The sequence below is a fragment of the Actinokineospora cianjurensis genome (genome assembly GCF_003663795.1).
In the GTDB taxonomy this organism is placed as follows: Bacteria; Actinomycetota; Actinomycetes; order Mycobacteriales; family Pseudonocardiaceae; genus Actinokineospora; species Actinokineospora terrae.
This window is the reverse complement of the sequence record NZ_RCDD01000001.1, coordinates 3,078,215-3,096,213: the sequence shown is the minus strand read 5'-3', so window position 1 is coordinate 3,096,213 and position 17,999 is coordinate 3,078,215. Positions and strand designations below refer to the sequence as shown.

Genomic DNA, 17,999 nt, shown 5'->3' with positions numbered 1-17,999 from the left:
GTGATCGGCGGGTCCGCGCTTGTCCGCCCGCACAGCGCGGGAGGACCAGGTATTCACCCGGGGCACCCCACCGCGGAGGAGGGTTGCCGGCCAGCAAACCGGGGTTTGACGCTGGCGCTCATTACCTTGTCGAGCACTCTATCGGACGCTCGGCCGCCCACTCGAGGGGGTGAGGCCCGGATCACCCCTCGCCGGTCTCCCCCCGCCACCGCGCGTAGCGGCCCGCCCGGTCGACCGCGCGGATGCGCCGCTCGGTCGCGGCCTTGGCCTGCTGGGTCGCCACGATGAGGATCTGGTCGCCCTCCTGCAGGCGCGTCGTGGGGACCGGCGTGAACCCGGCGCCGTCCCTGGCCACGAGGCTGACGGTCGCCCCCTCGGGGAGGCGCAACTCGGAGAGGTAGACGCCGTGCAGTTTGGACCCGGTGGGGATGGTGAGCTGGAGGAGTTCGGCGTCGAGTTCGTCGAGGGTGGCGGCGTCGACCTCGACCTCCTTGGGGCGCGCCCCGCCGTCGAGGCCGAGCAGCCTGGCCAGGCGGCCCAGCGTGCTGCCCTGCACCAGGGTGAGCACGATGACCAGGACGAACACCGCGTCGACCAGCCGCTGCGCGCCGGGAACGCCCTGCGACAACGGGATCATGGCGAGCACGATCGGCACCGCGCCGCGCAGGCCCGCCCAGGACAGGAAGACCTGTTCGCGCCAGGGCATCCGGAACGGCAGCATCGAGATGACCACCGACAGCGGTCTGGCTATCAGCGTGATCACCGCGCCCGCGACCAACCCCGGCACGACGGCGTCGAGCAGCCTGGACGGGGAGGCGAAAAGTCCCAAGAGGACGAACAGGCCGATCTGCGCGAGCCAGCCCAGTCCTTCGGCGAAGGAGATGGTGTCGGAGCGGTGGGGCAATCGTGCGTTGCCCAGGACTAGAGCGGCCAGGTATGTGGCCAGCAGTCCGGAAGCGTGCAGGCTCTGTCCACCAGCGAACGCCAACACACACACGGCGACTGTGGCCAGCGGGTAGAGACCGGTCGACGGTAGGGCCGCCCGGCGCAGTGCGTGCGACCCGACCCAGCCGAGCACCAAGCCGATCGCAGCACCCACACCGAGTTCGTAGGCAGCGGTGAGGGAGAGAAACCAGTCGACTTCGTCGGACGAGGTAAGAACAACGACGGCGATGTAGCTGGGGGCGTCGTTGATGCCGCTCTCCAGCTCCAGCGACCCGACCAGCTTGCGCGACACCGACAACCGGCGCAGCACGCTGAACACCGCGGCGGCGTCGGTCGAGGCCAGCACCGCGCCCCACAACAACGCGAGCCGCCAGTCGAACCCGAGCAGCCAGTGCAACCCAGCGCCGGTGACCAGGATGGTGATCACCACGGCCAGTGTGGACAGCAGGATCCCGGGCAGCAGCGCGCTCTTGACCTCGCTCCAGCGCGTGGTGAGCCCGCCCTCGGCGAGGATGAGCACCAGCGCCGCGAGCCCGAGGGACTGGGTCAGCTCGGCGTTGGAGAACTCGATCCCCAGCCCCGCCTCGCCGATGACCAGCCCGAGCCCCAGGTAGAGCAAGAGCGACGGCAACCCGAGTCGGACCGATGCGCGTACCGCGAACACCGCGACCAGCAGAACAGCCGCACCGATCCCCAACGCGAAGGTCAGCTCCTGCACGCCACCTCCAGATCCCGTCCGTATCGCGAGCATTGTCCCTTGCCCCCCGCCGCGGTCGCGCACCCACCCGAAGGTGAGGCGATGATCACGAACCGGCGCCGAGCAGCCGTGCGAGCACCCGGGGCGCGTCCGGTGGCGCCGGGTCGATCTCCACGACCTTGTCCCGGCCGCGCTCCCCCGCCACGATCACCACGTCCCGCGACCGCACCCCGAACGCGTCGGCGAGCGCCCGCCGCACCGCCTCGTTCGCCTTACCCTCCACCGCGGCCGCGGCGACCGCGACAACCACCGCGTCCCCATCGCCCCAGCGCCCGCCGACGGTTTCCCGCCTCGCGCCAGGTTTCACGCGCACCGCGAACCTCATCCGTCACCGTCCGGTTGGGCCAAGAGGATGAGCATCACGTCGGCCACGTAGGCGCGTTTGGCGGCGGGGGTGCGCGGGACGACCGCGGGGTTGGCGCGCTGGAGTTGGGCCTGTCCGAGGTAGATCGAGTAAGCGGTGGCGGCCCGGCGGCGGGCCTGGGCGCGGGTGAAGCCGAGTTGGGTGAAGAGGGTGACCACGTAGTCCATCCGCCGCGACCCGACCCTGGCGACGGCAGCGGCGACGAGCGGGTCACCGAGGCTGGACTGCAGCGCCAACTCCACGTCCACCCCCCGCTCCGGGCGCACCACGGCGCTGATCAGCCTGCGCAGCCGCTCCACCGGCGTCGCGCCCTGCTCGGCGTGCGCGATCACCGCCTCGGTGTGCTCGCGCTCCCAGCGCGACAGGGTCGCCTCGACCAACGCGTCGCGGGTCGGGAAGTGCCAGTAGACGCTGCCCTTGGTCGCCCCGGCACGCGCGGCCAGCGGCTCGACGGCGACCGCCGCCAACCCGCCCTCCGCCAGCGCCGCCAACGCCGCGGCCGTCCAGTCCTCCCGAGTCCTGCGCACCACGGCCATACGTTAGCGTACGGTCAAACCATACGGTCCCGTATGGAAGGCGATCCGATGATCTTCAACCGGCACCAGCGCGCGCTCCAGGTCCCCCCAGCCGAAGCCGCCCACCTCCTCGACGACCTAGCCCTGCCCGACACCACCACGTGGCCGACCGAGCACTGGCCCGCCCTCCGCCTGGACCGCCCCCTGTCCCCCGGCGCGACCGGCGGCCACGGCCCCATCCACTACACCTGCACCGACTACACCCCCGGCCACCGCGCCGAGTTCACCTTCGCCCCCGACGCCCCCGTCCGCGGCGGCCACGCCCTCACCCTGCTGACCGGCCCCACCCCAGACACGTCGGTCCTCCGCCACGACCTCTACGGCCGCCCCCAGGGCCTCGGCCACCTCACTTGGCCCCTGATCTTCCGCTGGCTCCACGACGCCCTCATGGAAGACCTCCTGGACAACGTCCAACACGCCCTGGGCACCCCACCCGCACACCCCGCCCACTGGACCCCCTGGGTCCACACCCTCCGCCGCCTGCGCTGAGTTCATTTCCCCACCACCCACCCCTCATCCCCACCCGACACCGTCCCCGGCTCGACAGGGCAGCCACCCGCCCCATCGCCCCCACGTCCCACAGGCTTGGCAGGGCAGCCACCACCTCGGTTCCCCACCCCTCCGCACATCATGCGAATAACACCAAGGCCCAGGCCCCGCGACTGCCTCACCTACAACACCCAACCCCCGCGCAACCCACTCTCATCAGCGCCCAGCCCCAAACCCGGAACCCCACCGCAGCGCCCGCACCCACCCACGCCCTTAGCCCCCGCACCACCCCTTACCCCCGCCCCCCAGGTTCGCGCCCGCGCGCGGGTCGACCCTCGCCCAGCCCCCACCCACCCGGGGGGCGTCCCTGCGCCAGTTTATCGCACCCCGGTTGCGTTTCGCGGAAATGCGAACCGGCATGTGGACAACCGCGGGGTTGTGGATGAGCGCGACCTGGAGGTCAGCGCGGCGGAAAGCGGAATTCACCCGATCGAGGGCCAACCGAGCGCGCGAGGGGAACGAATGCGAGTGGCCGACCGCAGGCACCCGAATGGCGCAGTGGGTGCTGCTGCATCACTCGTAAGGCCCTAGGGCCGAACACGTAAAGTTGCCCTGTGCACTTGCGTTTGCACGGGATTACGATGGGGCGACCGTCACGCCGGATCGGCCATCGAAGGGGGTTCCGGCTCGCGCCCGGTGCTCGCCGGGACGGCCGAGCGGGCTGCCACATGACCTCTCACCGCTGGAGCGTGGAGTCGGCCGACCGGGTGGGCGTGCGGGGCGTGTGGACCGCGGCGCAGGCGCGGGCCAGGGCTCTGGACCTCGACATCCTCACCATCGCCGCGGTGCTCGCCGTCGCGGCCCTCGCGGCCGTGTTGCGGCTCGGGGCGCTCGGTTCCCCCGCGCAGGCGGGCGAGGGCCGGAACGTGTCGCAGGTGTTCGCCGTCGATTCGCTGGGTGCGCTGTTGGATGCCAACGCCTCTCCTTTGGCGTGGTTACAAGCAGGTGGCTACACGGCTCTTACCGAGGCATTCGTAAGGCACGAAACAGCGCTAGGTGCCGCAAGAGAGCCGATGGTCCTATTCGCGGTAATCACAGGCATCCTGATGTGGGTGCTATCGCGCAGGATGGGGCTATCGCGGCTGACGGGGGCAATAGCGGTCGGTATTGTCGCCCTCTCTCCCATGGCGCTAGGGCTCCAGTTAGGCGTAAGACCCGAAAACGTCGCGATGCCCTGGGCCCTGGCCGGGATCGCCCTGCTGTGGACGCCGCGCAAGCACCGAAGACTCGCGCCGGACCTGTGGGCGACCTTGTTCCTCGTCATCGCCGTGATCACGGCACCGGTGACCGCGCTGCTGATCGTCACCGCCGCCTGGTTGATCTGGCGCCGCAGACGCAAACGGCTGTCCCTGATGCTCGCGTCCCTCTTCGTCCTGGGCACCGGCATCGGCATGGGCCTCGCGGCAGGGCTGGCCGGACTCCTCATCGCCGCCGAAGGGCCCCGAGCCCAGGAGTGGATCGCCACAGACCCGCTGCTGGCAACTGCCGGCCTCTTAGCTACTCTGCTGGCGCTCTTCTCTTACCGCCTACGCCCACTGGCAGTCGGAGTGCTCGCTCTTGTCGCTGTCGCCGTCATCCCCGGCGGACCAGGGACGGCAGCTCTTGCCCTAGCGGTCGCCCCAGCGGCTCTACTGGTCACCGGCATAGTGGAGCGGGCGACCCGTCCCCCACGGATACCGGCCGTGATCCTGGGCGTGGTCCTAGCGGCTACAGCAGTCCCCTCATGGGTAGGTGGCCTTCGCGCGTCTATCTCCAACCGCGTCGACCCTGAGCCGGTCGCGGACGCTTCTCGCTGGCTGCAAGAGAACCTGCTGGCCACTCCTGTGGTCACCGACGGCATAACCTGGGTCGAACTGGTCCGTGGCGGCCGCGACCCCAAGGCGGCCAAGCTCGTCATCGACTGTCCCGCCACCTGCTCAGCCCAGTCGTGGCTCGTGGTCACCCCCGGACTTCGACTAGTCCTATCGCGCCGCTCAGCACTGGCTCAAGCAGCGGCGACAGGCGAGACCGTCGCCGTCTTCGGCACGGGTGACGACCGTGTCGAGATCCATCGGCCCTCCATCGTGGGCACCACAGACACCGAAGAGGAGCGACAGGCCCGCGCGGAGGTCGGTGCCAAGGTGGCCGACTCCCCCAGGATCGCCGCGCCGATCACGGTCGACCAGACCCTAAGAACCGGCCGCACCGACCCTCGCTTACTCACAACGCTGGCCGCGTTGTCACAAACGCGCCCGGTACGGGTAACAGCGCTACCTGAGGTAGCGGGTGAAGACGCCGCCAACCAGCCACGTCGACAGGCACTGCTCACGGCCGCAGAGGAGCCTGCCGACGAGATAGCGCAGTTCTTCACCAGCCAGAACGGCGTGCTGCGCCCGGAATCCGTCACAACCACGACCGAGGGCGTCCTGATCCGCTACCCGGCAGGCACCCCGGCGGGCCTGCTCATCCCGTTCGGCTAGATGGCCCCGAGGAACTTCCCCGTTACCGCTACCGCGGGCGCCGCCGCACCGGCGTTCTCCACCAGGACCGCGAACGCGACATCATCGCGGTACCCGGCGAACCAGCCGTGCGCCTGCGACCCGTCGCCGAACTGCGCCGTACCGGTCTTGCCGTGCACCGCGCCGTACCCCTTCAGCGCCTCGCCGCGCCCGGCCGTGACGACCTCGCGCATCATCGAGCGCAGGTCCGCGATCACGGCGCCGGACGGTGCTCGGTAGCCGCTCTTCACCGTCGTCTTGACCGTGGTGAACAGTTGCGGTGTCACCGGTCCGCCCCTGGCCACGGTCGCCGCCATCATCGCCAGGCCGAACGGGCTGGTCTGCACCGTGCCCTGCCCGATGCTGTTCTCCGCCTGCTGCGCGACACCGCTCGCCGCGTCGACCCGGCCGGTCTGGGTGGTCAACCCGGGGACCTCGAAGTCGGCGGCGAAACCGAACTGGGCCGCGGCCCTGGGCAGCGCGTCGAGCGGCAGGTCGGCGGCGAGTTGGGCGAAGGTGGTGTTGCACGACTTGGCGAACGCGGTGTGCAGCGGCACGTCGCCGAGGTCGAAGTCGGCGTTGCGGATGGTCCGCGTCCCGATCACCTTCGACCCCGGGCAGGGCAGCACGGTGTTCACCGTCGTCTTCCCCGAGCCGAGCACGGCCGCGCCGGTCACCACCTTGAACGTCGACCCGGGCGGGTACAGGCCGTTGAGCGCCTTGGGGGCGGTCCCCGCGGTCGTGTTCTGCGCCACCGCGAGGATCCCGCCGGTCGACGGCTGGATCGCGACCAGGTACGCGGGCGCCGACACCGAGTCCACCGCGGCCTGCGCGGCGTTCTGCGTCTTGACGCTGACCGTGGTGCGCAGCGGCTCCTTCGGCGGGGTGACGGTGCCGAACAGGTTCTCGATCTCCTTGCCCCCGCCGTCGACCAGCGCGATCCGGCTGGTGCCCGCCACGTCCTGCGGCGTCACCGTCCTGGACATGGCCCCGACCAGCATCGGCGCGAGCTTGGGATCGGTCGCCCGCGCCGAACTGCCCTGCCAGGTCAACACCGGTGCGCCGTCCTTGTCCACTACGGCGGTGGGTTGGCCCGCGGCGCCGATCAGCGCGAGCTTGCTGCCCGGTACCAGCCGCGGGTGCACCAGCGTGGGCGTCCACCGCACCACCCAGCGCTGCCCGGCGTGGACTAGACCGAAGGAACTCGCGTACTTCCAAGTCTGCCCGCCGCTGATCTGCCAAGAGAGCTGAAAAGTAGCCGTGGGCTGCGCAGCACCCTCTTCCGGCAAGGCGCTCGCGGTAGCGATTACAGCGTCCGGCCGCAGCGCGGTGTTGACCGCGGTAAGAACCGCTTCCGCGGCGGCAGGATCATCGGTCATCTGGGCGGCAGTACCGAACTGCTGTGTCCCGAAGGCGCGCAAGAACTGTTCGGCTACCTGAGACGCACTGAGTTGGGGCTCCGCGACCGTGCTGGTCTGACCAGTTCCACCTCGCGCGCCCGCAAGGTCCGGCGCCTGCTCAGGATCACCTGGTACCAACACGAATAACGCGAATCCGACGATAGCGACAACGGCCACCGCACCTACCGCGATGATCCACCGCCTACGCGCCTGCGACACGCCCTTACCCCCAGTGCGTCCCGAGTCGCGTGCCTCTCACGCGACTGGGCCACACGATGCCAGGCCGTGGCGTCCCGCTACCAGCAAACCTTCGGAAAGCCACGGGCCTGGCACCACACCATCACACCTTGCGCACATCCACGCGCACTACGAGGCCATCGCCGACAGTGCCCTCGGCAGCGGTAGCCGTACCGGCGTCGACCGCCTCCGCGAGGACCTCCTTCGCGATGAACTCCCGGTGCGCCGCGAGCACAGCGTCGAGCTCGGGCGCCGCGGAGGTGTCCACGGTCAGCACGATCCGGTCGGACACCTCAAGTCCCGCATCGCGGCGGGCCTGCTGCACGATCCGGACCAGGTCGCGCGCGGCACCCTCGGCGGCCAGGTCGGCGGTCACCTCCGTGTCGAGGACGACCAAGCCGGAGCTGGCGGGCAGCTCGGCCGTCGCACCGGGATCGGTGGCCACCAGCCGCCGCTCGTACTCGCCCTCGCGCAGCTCGATGCCCGCCGCGACGACCGCGCCGGACTCGCTGGTCGACCACTCGCCCGCCTTGACCGCGCGGATCACCTTCTGCACGTCCGCTCCGAGCCGGGGGCCGGACACCCTGGCGTTGACCACGAGCTCGAAGTGCCCGTGCGCGGCGACGTCGGTGGTCAGCTCGACCGCCTTGACGTTGACCTCGTCGCGGATCAGGTCGGTGAAGGGCGCCAGCACCTCGGCGTCGGCCGCGGCGACCAGCAGCTTCGCCAGTGGCAGCCGCACGCGCAGCTTGTTGGCCTTGCGCAACGCCAGCGCCGACGAGCACACCTGCCGCACCCGGTCCATGCCCGCGACGAGTGCGTCGTCTTCGGGTAGGTCGATGGCGTCCGGCCAGTCGGTCAGGTGGACCGAGCGGCCGCCGGTCAACCCGCGCCACACGACCTCGGTGGTGAACGGCAGCAGCGGCGCGGTCAACCTGGACACGGTCTCCAGCACCGTGTGCAGGGTGTCGATCGCGTCGGTGTCCCCCGCCCAGAACCGGTCCCTGGACCGGCGCACGTACCAGTTGGTCAAGACCTCCAGGTACTCGCGCACGGTCTGGCAGGCGCCGGAGATGTCGTAGACGTCCAACGCTGCCGTGACCGACTCGACCAACTGCCGGGTCTTGGCCAGTACGTAGCGGTCGAGCACGTGCTTCGAGTCCGTGCGCCACCTACCGTCCTTGCCCTCGGCATTCGCATAGAGGGCAAGGAAGTAGTAAGAGTTCCACAGCGGCAGCACGGCCTGCCGGACCGCGTCACGGATACCGCGCTCGGTGACGACGAGGTCGCCGCCGCGCAGGATCGGGCTGGCCATGAGGAACCAGCGCATCGCGTCGGAGCCGTCGCGGTCGAAGACCTCGTTGACGTCCGGGTAGTTGTTGCGCGACTTGGACATCTTCTGCCCGTCGTCGCCGAGCACGATGCCGTGCGCCACGCAGGTGGTGAACGCCGGCCGGTCGAACAGCGCCGTGGCCAGCACGTGCATGGTGTAGAACCAGCCGCGCGTCTGGCCGTTGTACTCGACGATGAAGTCGCCGGGGTAGTGGTCCTCGAACCACTCGCGGTTCTCGAACGGGTAGTGCACCTGGGCGAAGGACATCGCGCCGGACTCGAACCAGCAGTCCAGCACCTCCGGCACCCGGCGCATGGTCGAGGCCCCGGTGGGGTCGTCCGGGTTGGGCCTGGTCAGCTCGTCGATCGCGGGCCGGTGCAGGTCGGTCGGGCGCACGCCGAAGTCGCGCTCCAACTCGTCGAGCGAGCCGTACACGTCGACGCGGGGGTGGTCGGAGTCGTCCGACACCCACACCGGGATCGGCGAGCCCCAGAACCGGTTGCGGGAGATGTTCCAGTCGCGGGCGTTGTCCAGCCACTTGCCGAACTGGCCGTCCTTGATGTGGCCGGGCACCCAGGTGATCTGCTGGTTCAGCTCGACCATGCGGTCCTTGAACCGGGTGACCGCGACGAACCAGGACGAGACCGCGCGCTGGATCAGCGGGTTGTCGCAGCGCCAGCAGTGCGGGTACGGGTGGTCGTAGGTCTCGTGCCGCAGCAGCAGTCCCGCGTCCTTGAGGTCGCGGATGATCTGCTTGTTGGCGTCGAAGACGTGCTGCCCCTCGTAGGGCGCGACCTCGGCGGTGAACCTACCGTGCGGGTCGACCGGGATCACGACCTCGATGCCCGCCGCGTCGGTGACGACCTTGTCCTCCTCACCGAAGGCAGGGGCGATGTGCACGATGCCCGTGCCGTCCTCGGTGGTGACGTAGTCGGCCGCGAGGAACTGGTGTGCGTTGGTGCGACCGACGAAGAAGTCGAACGGCGGCAGGTAGCGCGTACCGAGCAAGTCGCTGCCCTTGTACTGCGCGACAACGGGTAGGTCCTCACCCAGCTCACGCGCGTACGCGCCAACGCGAGCCTCGGCGAGCAGGTAGCGCTGACCGTTGGACTCGACAACGACGTAGTCGACATCGGGGTGCACCGCGGCAGCGAGGTTAGACGGCAGCGTCCATGGCGTGGTCGTCCACACGAGAGCCTGGACGCCGTCTAGATCCGTACCAGGAGCCTGCACCCTCAGCCCTACCGTGACGGCAGGGTCCTGACGGTCGCGGTAGGTGTCGTCCATCTTGGTCTCGGTGTTGGACAACGGCGTCTCACAACGCCAGCAGTACCAGAGCACCCGGAAACCCTCGTAGACCAAGCCCTTGTCGTGCAGGGACTTGAAGGCCCACATGACCGACTCCATGTAGTCCAGGTCGAGGGTCTTGTAGTCGTTGTCGAAGTCGACCCACCGCGCCTGCCTGGTCACGTAGTCGCGCCACTGGTCGGTGTAGCGCAGCACGGAGGTGCGGCAGACCTCGTTGAACTTCTCGATGCCGAAGGACTCGATGTCGCTCTTGGACGCGAACCCGAGCTGCTTCTCCGCCTGCACCTCGGCGGGCAGGCCGTGGGTGTCCCAGCCGAACCGGCGCTCCACGTGCTTGCCGCGCATGGTCTGGTAGCGCGGCACCAGGTCCTTGACGTACCCGGTCAGCAGGTGGCCGTAGTGCGGCAGGCCGTTGGCGAAGGGCGGGCCGTCGTAGAACACGAACTCGTTGGCGCCGTTGTCCCCGGCGGGCCTGGCGTCCACTGAGGCTTGGAACGTCCGGTCGGCCGACCAGTGCTCCAGTACCGCGGTCTCCAGGTTCGGGAAGGACGGCTGGGCGGGCACGGTCGGCTCGCCGCTGAACGCCCTGGGGTAGCCCATGGGTGGTACTCCTCGTACGGATCGGTCGGACCCACACGGGGACGACCAGGACGGCTCCTGCCGTCCCGCGCCGCGGTACCACCCCGCTTGCCACCCTGTCCGGGCGACCACTCGTCGGTCGGCTGTGACGGGCCGTCCCGTCCGGTTCTACAGGGCCAGCGCCCGTTCTTCCGGAGGCTCCCCGGTGATGGCCGGATCAGTGCCTGTGCCGTCGAGTCTAACTCCGCCGCGCAACCCGGTTCGCCGCCACCCGGATGAGCAGGTAGAGCACTACGGCGTTGCACAGGTGCCAGGCGAAGTGCGTCCCGACGGGGAACCCCGCGCAGACAGCGGCATCGACCGTGCGCAGGGTAAGCGACACCCCGAAGAGGGCAGCGATACCCGCGAACCACAGCGCGTAGTGCAGGTCGCCCCTGACCAGGAGCAGGACCGCGAACACGACCATCCCGAGCAACGCGGGCAGGTAGCTCCCACCGCCGATGACGAGGTTCACGACCACGGCGAACGCGATGAACACCGGGGCGCCCAGCCACGCCCAACGCCACCGGAGCTCGAGGAACGCCTTGGGGAAGACGACCACGTAGGTGATCATGAAAGCGATGATCGGCGCCACGTCCAACGTCGCCGCCCAGCGCGTCGCGACTGTGTGGAAGGTGAAGCTACCGAGCCCGATGACCGCGAGGAGCACTACGAGCGCGGTCACGCACCATGGCGCGCCCGTGCGGCGAACGTGCCGGTAGGCGAAGAACGCGGCGATCAGGAACGCGACGTTGGTCCAGGCGTTGACCGGTTCGGACCAGAACTCCGGCCCGGTGCGCTCGCAGTACCCGTCGACCGGCATGTCCACCTCCGCTAGGGGTGCCCCGCCTCGGCGGCGAACGCCGCGGGCCGGAACCCGCGCCACACCACGGCGGTCAGCACAACCATAGCGACGCCTGCGGCCCAGAAGGGAGCGGTGATCCCGAACCCGCGCGCGACGAACCCGCCCACCAACGAGCCGATCACCGAGCCGCCGACGACCAGCAGCGGCGGGGCCTGCCCGAGGTCGGGTTCGGCCTGTTGTTCGCCGCGGTGGCCGCGGGCGGGTGGTCGGCTCCGCGCTCGCCCCGTGGTTGCAGCGGCGGGTGTTGGTGACCGCCGAGGTCGTCCACAGGCGGGCGAAGTCAGGCCCCAGAGCGGGCAGTGTGGTGGTCGTCACCGGATCAGCTTGCCGACACCGCCCGCTGGGCAGGGGCGATCCGGGGTGACATCGATCATCCCGCCGGTGGGGCTACTGGTCCGACTCCTCGGTCCGCTTGGGACCGCGGCCCTCGCGGTGACGGGTAGCGAGAACGGCGTCCGGGGTGCAGTGAGCGCACGGGGTGAAACCCAACTGCCGGGCTTCAGCGACCGGTAAGGCTATCGACGACCGCGAGCCGAGCCAGTCGCAGCGCGCCAGGTGGTAGCGCGGCCGCTCGTCGAGCACCCGGACGTCCACCCGCAGGTCGGAGATCACCAGCAGGTCGGCGGCGTCGGTCGCCTCCTCCGCGGGCTCCCGGTCGTGGTCGAGGTCGACCACACCAGGTCCGGCAGCGGGCGCGTCGGTAGCGGGAGGATCACCCGGTGGGGGTGGGTCGATCCGCTCGATGTCCGGGGGCCCGACCGGCCCCAGCGCAAGAGCGTCGACCGGCGCGGGAGTATTCACCGGTGCGCGAGTGTCCACCGGTGCGCGGCGCCGACGGGACCCGAGCCAGTCCACCAGCAGGATCGCGGCGGCCACCACGGAGATGACCACCGAGATCCACGCCCACACGGTGTTGGCCGTGGTGAGCGCGGCGACCAGCAACCCGAAGGCGCCGAGCACGAGGACCAAGACGAGGAACAGCACCATGCGTCCCCAGCCAGGGCGCGGCGGGTGTCAGGCACCCGCCGCCTGCCCGTGGACTGGTCAGCCCGCCTCGGCGCGCGGGCCGAAGGAGTAGCCGCTCTGCTGCCCGGCGCCCCTGCCCTCGGTGGTCGGCGCCGCGGAACCGCGGTCACCGAGCTCACGCAGGCTGGACTCCAGGAACGTCTTGAGCCGGGTGCGGTACTCGCGCTCGAAGGTGCGCAGCTCGTCGATCTTCTTCTCCAGCGTGGTCCGCTCGGCCTGCACGGCACCGATGATCTCGGTGTGCTGGCGCTGGGCGTCCCGCTCGAGCGTGGTGGCCTTCTCGCGGGCCTGCCGGTCCAGCGTCTCGGCCCTGGTCCGCGCGTCGTTGAGCATGGTCTCGGCCCGGGTGCGGGCCTCGTTGACCATGGTGTCCGACTTCGCGCGGGCCTCCGAGAGCAACTGCTCGGACTTGGTGCGCGCCTCGGCGAGCATCCCGTCCGCCTCGGCCTTGGCCTCGCCGGTGAGCCGGTCGGCCATCTCCTGGGCGAGCCCCAGGACCTTGGCCGCCTGCACGTGGTGGTCACCACCACCGCCGGGGTTGGTCTGCTCCAGCGAGCTCGGCGGCGGGACCGGCTGCAAGCGCCGGGGCTCCTCCACCGGGCGCACCGGCGCGACCGGGGCACCCGCGCTGCGGGCGTCCTCCAGGTCGGCGCGGGTGGACTCCAGCTGCGCGTCGAGTTGCTCGACCTGCGCACGCAGGTCGTTGTTCTCCTCGATCAGGCGGGAGAGCTCCACCTCGACCAAGTCGAGGAACGCGTCCACCTCGTCCTCGTTGTAGCCCCGCTTGCCGATGGGAGGCTTGCTGAACGCGACGTTGTGCACGTCAGCGGGGGTCAACGACATCTGATCACCTCACGCACTCCAGGGCTGCGGGTTTCCCGGGGTTCCCCGTTCACCCGGGATACGCCAGTCGCATCAGAATGAATACGACCAACAGCAGCACCATAATCGATAGGTCCAGGCCCACGCCTCCGATCCGGATCGTCGGGATGAGCCGACGAACAAGACGTACCGGAGGATCGGTCACTGTGTAGATGGTCTCCAGCGTTACCGCAACCCCACCCGCCGGGCGCCAGTCCCTGGCGAACGTGCGGACGAGTTCCACCACGACCCGCGCGGTGAGCAGCAGCCAGAAGGCGAACAACACCCAGAAGGCGGCGAGGAGCAGTGGTTCCACGAGTCAACTGTGCCATCACTCAGCTTCGGGTGGCGAACCCACCCTCGGCCAACCGCCGCTTGTCCTCCGCGGTGGGGTCGACGTTGGGTGGTGAGATCAAGAACACCTTGTTGGTGACCTTGTCCATCGAGCCGCGCATGGCGAACGCCAGGCCCGCGGCGAAGTCGACCAGGCGTTTGGCGTCCGCGTCGTCCATCTCGGTCAGGTTCATGATGACCGGGCGGCCGTCGCGGTAGTGCTCGCCGATCGTGCGGGCCTCGATGTAGCTGCGCGGGTGCAGCGTGATCACCCGTCCGAGTGGATATCCGGCGGGCTCCGGCTGCCGCTGGCGCACGGCGGGCGGCTCACGGCGGGCCTCCACGGCCAACGCGCCGTGGGTCGGCTGCTCCGGGGCCACCGCGGGGGTCCACGCGGGACGTGGACGGGCGCGCTCGGCAGGCTCGTAGTCCTCCTCGGCCTCGTCCCGGTAGGGACCACGCTGGCCGCCGAACCACCGGCGCCTGCCACCCGGGTAGTCCTCGAACTCGTCCTCGGCGTACTCCGGGCGGTAGCCGCGCCGGTCGTACTCCTCGGCCTCGTAGTCGTCGAGCTCGTCCGCCGGAACCATGCCGAAGTAGGCCTTCAGCTTCTGCAGCGTGCTCATAGCCGTTCCTCCGGATTCCCCGAGCGGGTCGTGCGCGCGTTGTCCGACTACCACGTCCTCGCAAGGCTCAACCCCGGGCTTCGGCGATCTTGCCTGCCGGGGTCCGTTCCTGCTAAGGGGAGGCTAGCCCGCGTCCCCCCAGCAGGGCGGTTCCGACACGCACGCACGTCGACCCGTAGTCGATCGCCTGCTCGAGATCGTTACTCATGCCGCAGGACAGCTCCGTCGCCGAGGGGTACTCGGCCCGCAGCCTGCCCGCGGCAACCGCAAGACGTTCGAACGCCACCTCGGGTTGCGTGCCCAGCGGCGCCACCGCCATGATCCCGCGGAGTCGAAGATCACTCGATCGAATTACCGACGCGGCGAGGTCCGGGAGGTCCTCGAGCGGGCAGCCGCCGCGGGCCGGGTCGCCGTCGATGCTGGCCTGGAGCAGGACCTCCAGCGGCTCGGCGCGCTCCCCCGCCTCGACCGCGGCTGCCGCGGCCCTGGCGAGGGCGTCGGCGAGCCGTCCGGAGTCGACGGACTGGACCTGCGCGGCCCAGCGCAGCACCGACCTGGCCTTGTTGCGCTGCAACCTGCCCACCATGTGCCAGCGGACCGGGGCGCCGGGGCGCAGCCCGGCCATCGCCTCGGCCTTCGGACCGGCCTCCTGCTCGCGGTTCTCGGCCAGGTCGAGCACGCCGAGGTCGACCAGGGCGGCGGCGTCCTCGACCGGGAACGTCTTGGTGACCGCCAGCAGGCGGACCTCGGCCGGGTCGCGCCCGGCGCGCGCGCACGCGGCGTCGACCCTGGTCCGGACCTCGGCGAGGTTGGCCGCGATCTCGGCGGCGCGGTCGGTCACGGCTCCACCCAGGTGACCGCGGCCAATCGCCCAGTGGTGCCTTCCCTGCGGTGACTGAACAGCGAACGCTCCTCGTTCGTGCACCGCGGGTCGATCCCGATCCTGGCGACCCCGGCGTCGGCCAACTGCCGCCACAGCCCGGCCCTGAGGTCGAGCCCCGCGGTGCCCTTGCGGGTCCGGCAGGCGGTGCCGGGCAGGTGCTGCTCCACATCGGTCTGCATGGCCTGCGGGACCTCGTAGCACTCGCCGCAGACCGACGGGCCGAGCAGGACCTCGACCCGGCGCACGTCGGCGCCCGCGTCCACCATCGCCGCCAGCGCGGCGGGGACGACGCCGACCCGGGCACCGACCCGGCCCGCGTGCACGGCGCCGACGACCCCGGCCTCGGGGTCGGCGAGCAGCACGGGGACGCAGTCGGCGACGAGCACGACGAGGGCGAGGCCCGGCCGCGCGGTCACCACCGCGTCGGTCGCCTCGAGCTTGTCCGGCACGGGGCCGTCGACAACGCCGACGGTGCGGCCGTGCACCTGTTCCATCCAGACGAGGTGGTCGGCGGGCAGCCCGAGCTCGCGGGCCAACCGGTCGCGGTTGGCGGCCACGGCCGCCGGGTCGTCGCCGACGTGGTCACCCAGGTTGAACGAGTCGTACGGCGCCTGGGACGCCCCGCCTTCGCGTGTCGTGACCACGCGCCGAATCCGCACACCACACCCCGCACCGCTAGAGGAGTTCGCCGACCCCAAACCTAGCGCCCCGGCGAACCGCCCCGGTGTCAGCGCCGCATGAACGGCGGCACGTCGACCTCGTCGTCGGGGTCCTCGGTGACCGGGACCGCCCTGCCGTGCACGCCGCCCTGGCTGGCCCGCACGCTCGGCAGCGGCTGCGCCGGGGCGCCCTGCTGCGCGTAGTCCTGGCGGTAGCCGACCGGCTGCTGCTGGTGCTGCGCGGGCTGCTGGTGCTGGGTCTGCTGCGGCTGCTGGTGCTGGACCTGCTGGTGCTGGACCGGCTGCTGGGTCTGGTAGCCCTGCTCCGGCAGCGACACCGGCTGCTGGACCTGCTGCTGCGCGGGCGGTTGGTGCTGCGCGGGCTGGTGCTGGTGCTGCGCGGGCGCCTGCTGCGGCTCCGCGTGGACCTGGCCCGCCTGCGCGGCGGCGGTCGTGGTCGCGGCCCTGGTGCCGAACGCGACGGGGTCGAGCTTCTTGTGCGTCGGGCCACCGCTGTCGAAGCCCGCGGCGATGACGGTCACCCGCACCTCGTCGCCGAGCGAGTCGTCGATGACCGTGCCGAAGATGATGTTGGCCTCCGGGTGGGCGGCCTCCTGCACCAGCGACGCGGACTCGTTGATCTCGAACAGGCCGAGGTCGGAGCCGCCCGCGATGGCCAGCAGCACGCCGTGCGCGCCGTCCATCGATGCCTCGAGCAGCGGCGAGTTGATCGCCTTCTCCGCCGCGATGACCGCGCGGCCCTCGCCGCGGGCGGAGCCGATGCCCATCAGCGCGCTGCCCGCGCCGGACATCACGCTCTTGACGTCGGCGAAGTCCAGGTTGATCAGACCGGGGGTGGTGATCAGGTCGGTGATGCCCTGGACACCGGAGAGCAGCACCTCGTCGGCGGAGCGGAAGGCGTCCATCAGGCTCACCCCGACGTCGCCGAGCTGCAGCAGCCGGTCGTTGGGGATGACGATGAGCGTGTCGCACTCGTTGCGCAGCTCGGTGATGCCGTCCTCGGCCTGCCTGGCCCGCCGCTTGCCCTCGAAGGAGAACGGGCGGGTGACCACGCCGATGGTGAGCGCGCCGAGCTTGCGCGCGATCGAGGCGACCACGGGGGCGCCACCGGTTCCGGTACCGCCACCCTCGCCCGCGGTCACGAACACCATGTCGGCGCCCTTGATGACCTCTTCGATCTCCTCGCGGTGGTCCTCGGCGGCCTTGTGGCCGACCTCGGGGTTGGCGCCCGCGCCGAGGCCCCTGGTCAGTTCCCGGCCGATGTCGAGCTTGACGTCGGCGTCGGACATGAGCAGCGCCTGCGCGTCGGTGTTCACCGCGATGAACTCGACACCCTTGAGACCGACCTCGATCATCCGGTTGACGGCGTTCACGCCGCCGCCACCGATGCCGACGACCTTAATCACGGCGAGGTAGTTGTGCGGGGGCGTCATCGAAGCCGCCTTCCTTGTCGTCATCAGTGGTGCGGGTACCCGATCCGGGGAACCCTCGACCTCAACCAGAGAGTGAGGGTGATGTCAACCCCGGACCTGGCAAGGAAGGTATGCACAGGACTGGTCTCGATCCAGCCGCCACGCCGTGCGCGGCCCCGGTTGTTGGTCACCGACGGTGCGGGCGCCCCGTTCACTCCCCCGTGGTGCCGTCGAGCAGCTCGCGGATCACGTCGAGGTGCCCGGCGTGCCGCCCGGTCTCCTCGATCATGTGGATGAGCACCCAGCGCGGCGTCAGCACCTTGTCGCCGCGGAAGGTGACGGTGTCGTCGAGGCCCATCGCCGCGGTCACTTCGCGGCTGTGCGCGCACTGCTCGGCATAGTCGGCGAGCAACCGCTCGAGTGACAGGTCGGCGGCGATCTCGAACTCGCCGTCGGGGCGTTCGGCGCTGTACGGGGCTTGGTTGGGCCGGCCACGCAGCGCGACGTCGAACCAGTAAGCCTCGACCCAGCGCAGGTGGGACAAGAGCCCGGCGACGGTCATCAGCGGCGAGGGCAGGACAGAGCGGTGGGCGTCCGCTTCGGACAAGCCCGCGGACTTGTGCGCGATTGTGGCGCGCAGGTAATCGAGGAACGCGGTGAGCAGCAGTCGCTCGTCGCCCTGGTACGGCGGCTCGACCCTGGGGTCGTGGATCTCGGTCATGGGGGAAGTGTGTCCGAGGTCGGCGGGAC

General features: G+C 70.4%; 17 protein-coding genes and 1 riboswitch. Of the genes, 2 read left to right on the top strand and 15 right to left on the bottom strand.

What is annotated here, in order from left to right:
* Positions 1–10: 10 nt before the first annotated feature.
* Positions 11–126: riboswitch (SAM riboswitch) on the bottom strand.
* Between the two features lie 55 nt (positions 127–181).
* The 3 genes from CLV68_RS13840 to CLV68_RS13830 form a co-directional block, all read right to left on the bottom strand.
* Positions 182–1,663, bottom strand: coding sequence for a potassium/proton antiporter (locus CLV68_RS13840; protein WP_425454832.1), 1,482 nt, complete (start codon positions 1,661–1,663; stop codon positions 182–184).
* An 85-nt stretch (positions 1,664–1,748) separates the two neighbouring features.
* On the bottom strand, positions 1,749–2,027 hold the full coding sequence (locus CLV68_RS13835) for a DUF167 domain-containing protein (RefSeq protein ID WP_121390705.1): 279 nt from the start codon (positions 2,025–2,027) through the stop codon (positions 1,749–1,751).
* Positions 2,024–2,596 carry a TetR/AcrR family transcriptional regulator gene (locus CLV68_RS13830; protein WP_246009803.1) on the bottom strand — a complete coding sequence of 191 codons (573 nt, stop codon included), beginning with the start codon at positions 2,594–2,596 and terminating at the stop codon, positions 2,024–2,026. The genes CLV68_RS13835 and CLV68_RS13830 overlap by 4 nt, the downstream gene beginning before the upstream one ends.
* A gap of 54 nt (positions 2,597–2,650) precedes the next feature.
* Here CLV68_RS13830 and CLV68_RS13825 point away from each other — a divergent pair, with 54 nt between their 5' ends.
* Positions 2,651–3,130: an SRPBCC family protein gene (locus tag CLV68_RS13825; protein ID WP_147459980.1), complete on the top strand. Its 480-nt coding sequence runs from the start codon at positions 2,651–2,653 to the stop codon at positions 3,128–3,130.
* Positions 3,131–3,858: 728 nt separating this feature from the next.
* Positions 3,859–5,649 carry an ArnT family glycosyltransferase gene (locus CLV68_RS13820; RefSeq protein WP_121390702.1) on the top strand — a complete coding sequence of 597 codons (1,791 nt, stop codon included), beginning with the start codon at positions 3,859–3,861 and terminating at the stop codon, positions 5,647–5,649.
* Here CLV68_RS13820 and CLV68_RS13815 read toward each other — a convergent pair.
* The 12 genes from CLV68_RS13815 to CLV68_RS13760 form a co-directional block, all read right to left on the bottom strand.
* The gene (locus CLV68_RS13815; protein ID WP_246009877.1) at positions 5,646–7,208 is read right to left on the bottom strand and encodes a penicillin-binding transpeptidase domain-containing protein; all 1,563 of its coding nucleotides are present in this window, start codon (positions 7,206–7,208) and stop codon (positions 5,646–5,648) included. The genes CLV68_RS13820 and CLV68_RS13815 overlap by 4 nt on opposite strands.
* Positions 7,209–7,407: 199 nt before the next feature.
* A complete protein-coding gene (ileS, locus tag CLV68_RS13810) occupies positions 7,408–10,545 on the bottom strand; it encodes an isoleucine--tRNA ligase (protein WP_121390701.1) in 3,138 nt (1,045 codons plus the stop codon).
* A gap of 217 nt (positions 10,546–10,762) precedes the next feature.
* On the bottom strand, positions 10,763–11,386 hold the full coding sequence (locus CLV68_RS13805; RefSeq protein WP_121390700.1) for a ceramidase domain-containing protein: 624 nt from the start codon (positions 11,384–11,386) through the stop codon (positions 10,763–10,765).
* A gap of 11 nt (positions 11,387–11,397) precedes the next feature.
* Entirely contained in the window at positions 11,398–11,550 is a 153-nt protein-coding gene (locus CLV68_RS13800) for a hypothetical protein (protein WP_211346494.1), read from the bottom strand.
* Between the two features lie 265 nt (positions 11,551–11,815).
* Complete coding sequence (locus CLV68_RS13795) at positions 11,816–12,415, bottom strand: hypothetical protein (protein ID WP_342772771.1); 600 nt, start codon at positions 12,413–12,415, stop codon at positions 11,816–11,818.
* Between the two features lie 57 nt (positions 12,416–12,472).
* Entirely contained in the window at positions 12,473–13,297 is an 825-nt protein-coding gene (gene wag31, locus CLV68_RS13790) for a DivIVA-like cell division protein Wag31 (protein ID WP_092778845.1), read from the bottom strand.
* 49 nt (positions 13,298–13,346) lie between these two features.
* Positions 13,347–13,631, bottom strand: coding sequence for a YggT family protein (locus tag CLV68_RS13785; RefSeq protein WP_372440361.1), 285 nt, complete (start codon positions 13,629–13,631; stop codon positions 13,347–13,349).
* A 19-nt stretch (positions 13,632–13,650) separates the two neighbouring features.
* Positions 13,651–14,274, bottom strand: coding sequence for a cell division protein SepF (locus CLV68_RS13780; RefSeq protein WP_121390699.1), 624 nt, complete (start codon positions 14,272–14,274; stop codon positions 13,651–13,653).
* 112 nt (positions 14,275–14,386) lie between these two features.
* Positions 14,387–15,115, bottom strand: a complete 729-nt coding sequence (locus CLV68_RS13775; RefSeq protein ID WP_211346493.1) for a YggS family pyridoxal phosphate-dependent enzyme — start codon at positions 15,113–15,115, stop codon at positions 14,387–14,389.
* A complete protein-coding gene (gene pgeF / locus CLV68_RS13770; RefSeq protein ID WP_121390697.1) occupies positions 15,112–15,816 on the bottom strand; it encodes a peptidoglycan editing factor PgeF in 705 nt (234 codons plus the stop codon). Before pgeF ends, CLV68_RS13775 begins: the two co-directional genes overlap by 4 nt.
* A gap of 68 nt (positions 15,817–15,884) precedes the next feature.
* The gene (gene ftsZ / locus CLV68_RS13765; protein WP_121390696.1) at positions 15,885–17,270 is read right to left on the bottom strand and encodes a cell division protein FtsZ; all 1,386 of its coding nucleotides are present in this window, start codon (positions 17,268–17,270) and stop codon (positions 15,885–15,887) included.
* Between the two features lie 190 nt (positions 17,271–17,460).
* Complete coding sequence (locus CLV68_RS13760) at positions 17,461–17,970, bottom strand: DinB family protein (protein WP_121390695.1); 510 nt, start codon at positions 17,968–17,970, stop codon at positions 17,461–17,463.
* Between the last annotated feature and the right edge of the window lie 29 nt (positions 17,971–17,999).

Bases quoted from the DNA above. Each gene is read 5' to 3' on its own strand.
- CLV68_RS13835 (WP_121390705.1), bottom strand. From the start codon at position 2,027: ATGAGGTTCGCGGTGCGCGTGAAACCTGGCGCGAGGCGGGAAACCGTC.
- CLV68_RS13825 (WP_147459980.1), top strand. From the start codon at position 2,651: ATGATCTTCAACCGGCACCAGCGCGCGCTCCAGGTCCCCCCAGCCGAA.
- CLV68_RS13820 (WP_121390702.1), top strand. From the start codon at position 3,859: ATGACCTCTCACCGCTGGAGCGTGGAGTCGGCCGACCGGGTGGGCGTG.
- ileS (WP_121390701.1), bottom strand. From the start codon at position 10,545: ATGGGCTACCCCAGGGCGTTCAGCGGCGAGCCGACCGTGCCCGCCCAG.
- CLV68_RS13805 (WP_121390700.1), bottom strand. From the start codon at position 11,386: ATGCCGGTCGACGGGTACTGCGAGCGCACCGGGCCGGAGTTCTGGTCC.
- CLV68_RS13795 (WP_342772771.1), bottom strand. From the start codon at position 12,415: ATGGTGCTGTTCCTCGTCTTGGTCCTCGTGCTCGGCGCCTTCGGGTTG.
- wag31 (WP_092778845.1), bottom strand. From the start codon at position 13,297: ATGTCGTTGACCCCCGCTGACGTGCACAACGTCGCGTTCAGCAAGCCT.
- CLV68_RS13780 (WP_121390699.1), bottom strand. From the start codon at position 14,274: ATGAGCACGCTGCAGAAGCTGAAGGCCTACTTCGGCATGGTTCCGGCG.
- ftsZ (WP_121390696.1), bottom strand. From the start codon at position 17,270: ATGACGCCCCCGCACAACTACCTCGCCGTGATTAAGGTCGTCGGCATC.
- CLV68_RS13760 (WP_121390695.1), bottom strand. From the start codon at position 17,970: ATGACCGAGATCCACGACCCCAGGGTCGAGCCGCCGTACCAGGGCGAC.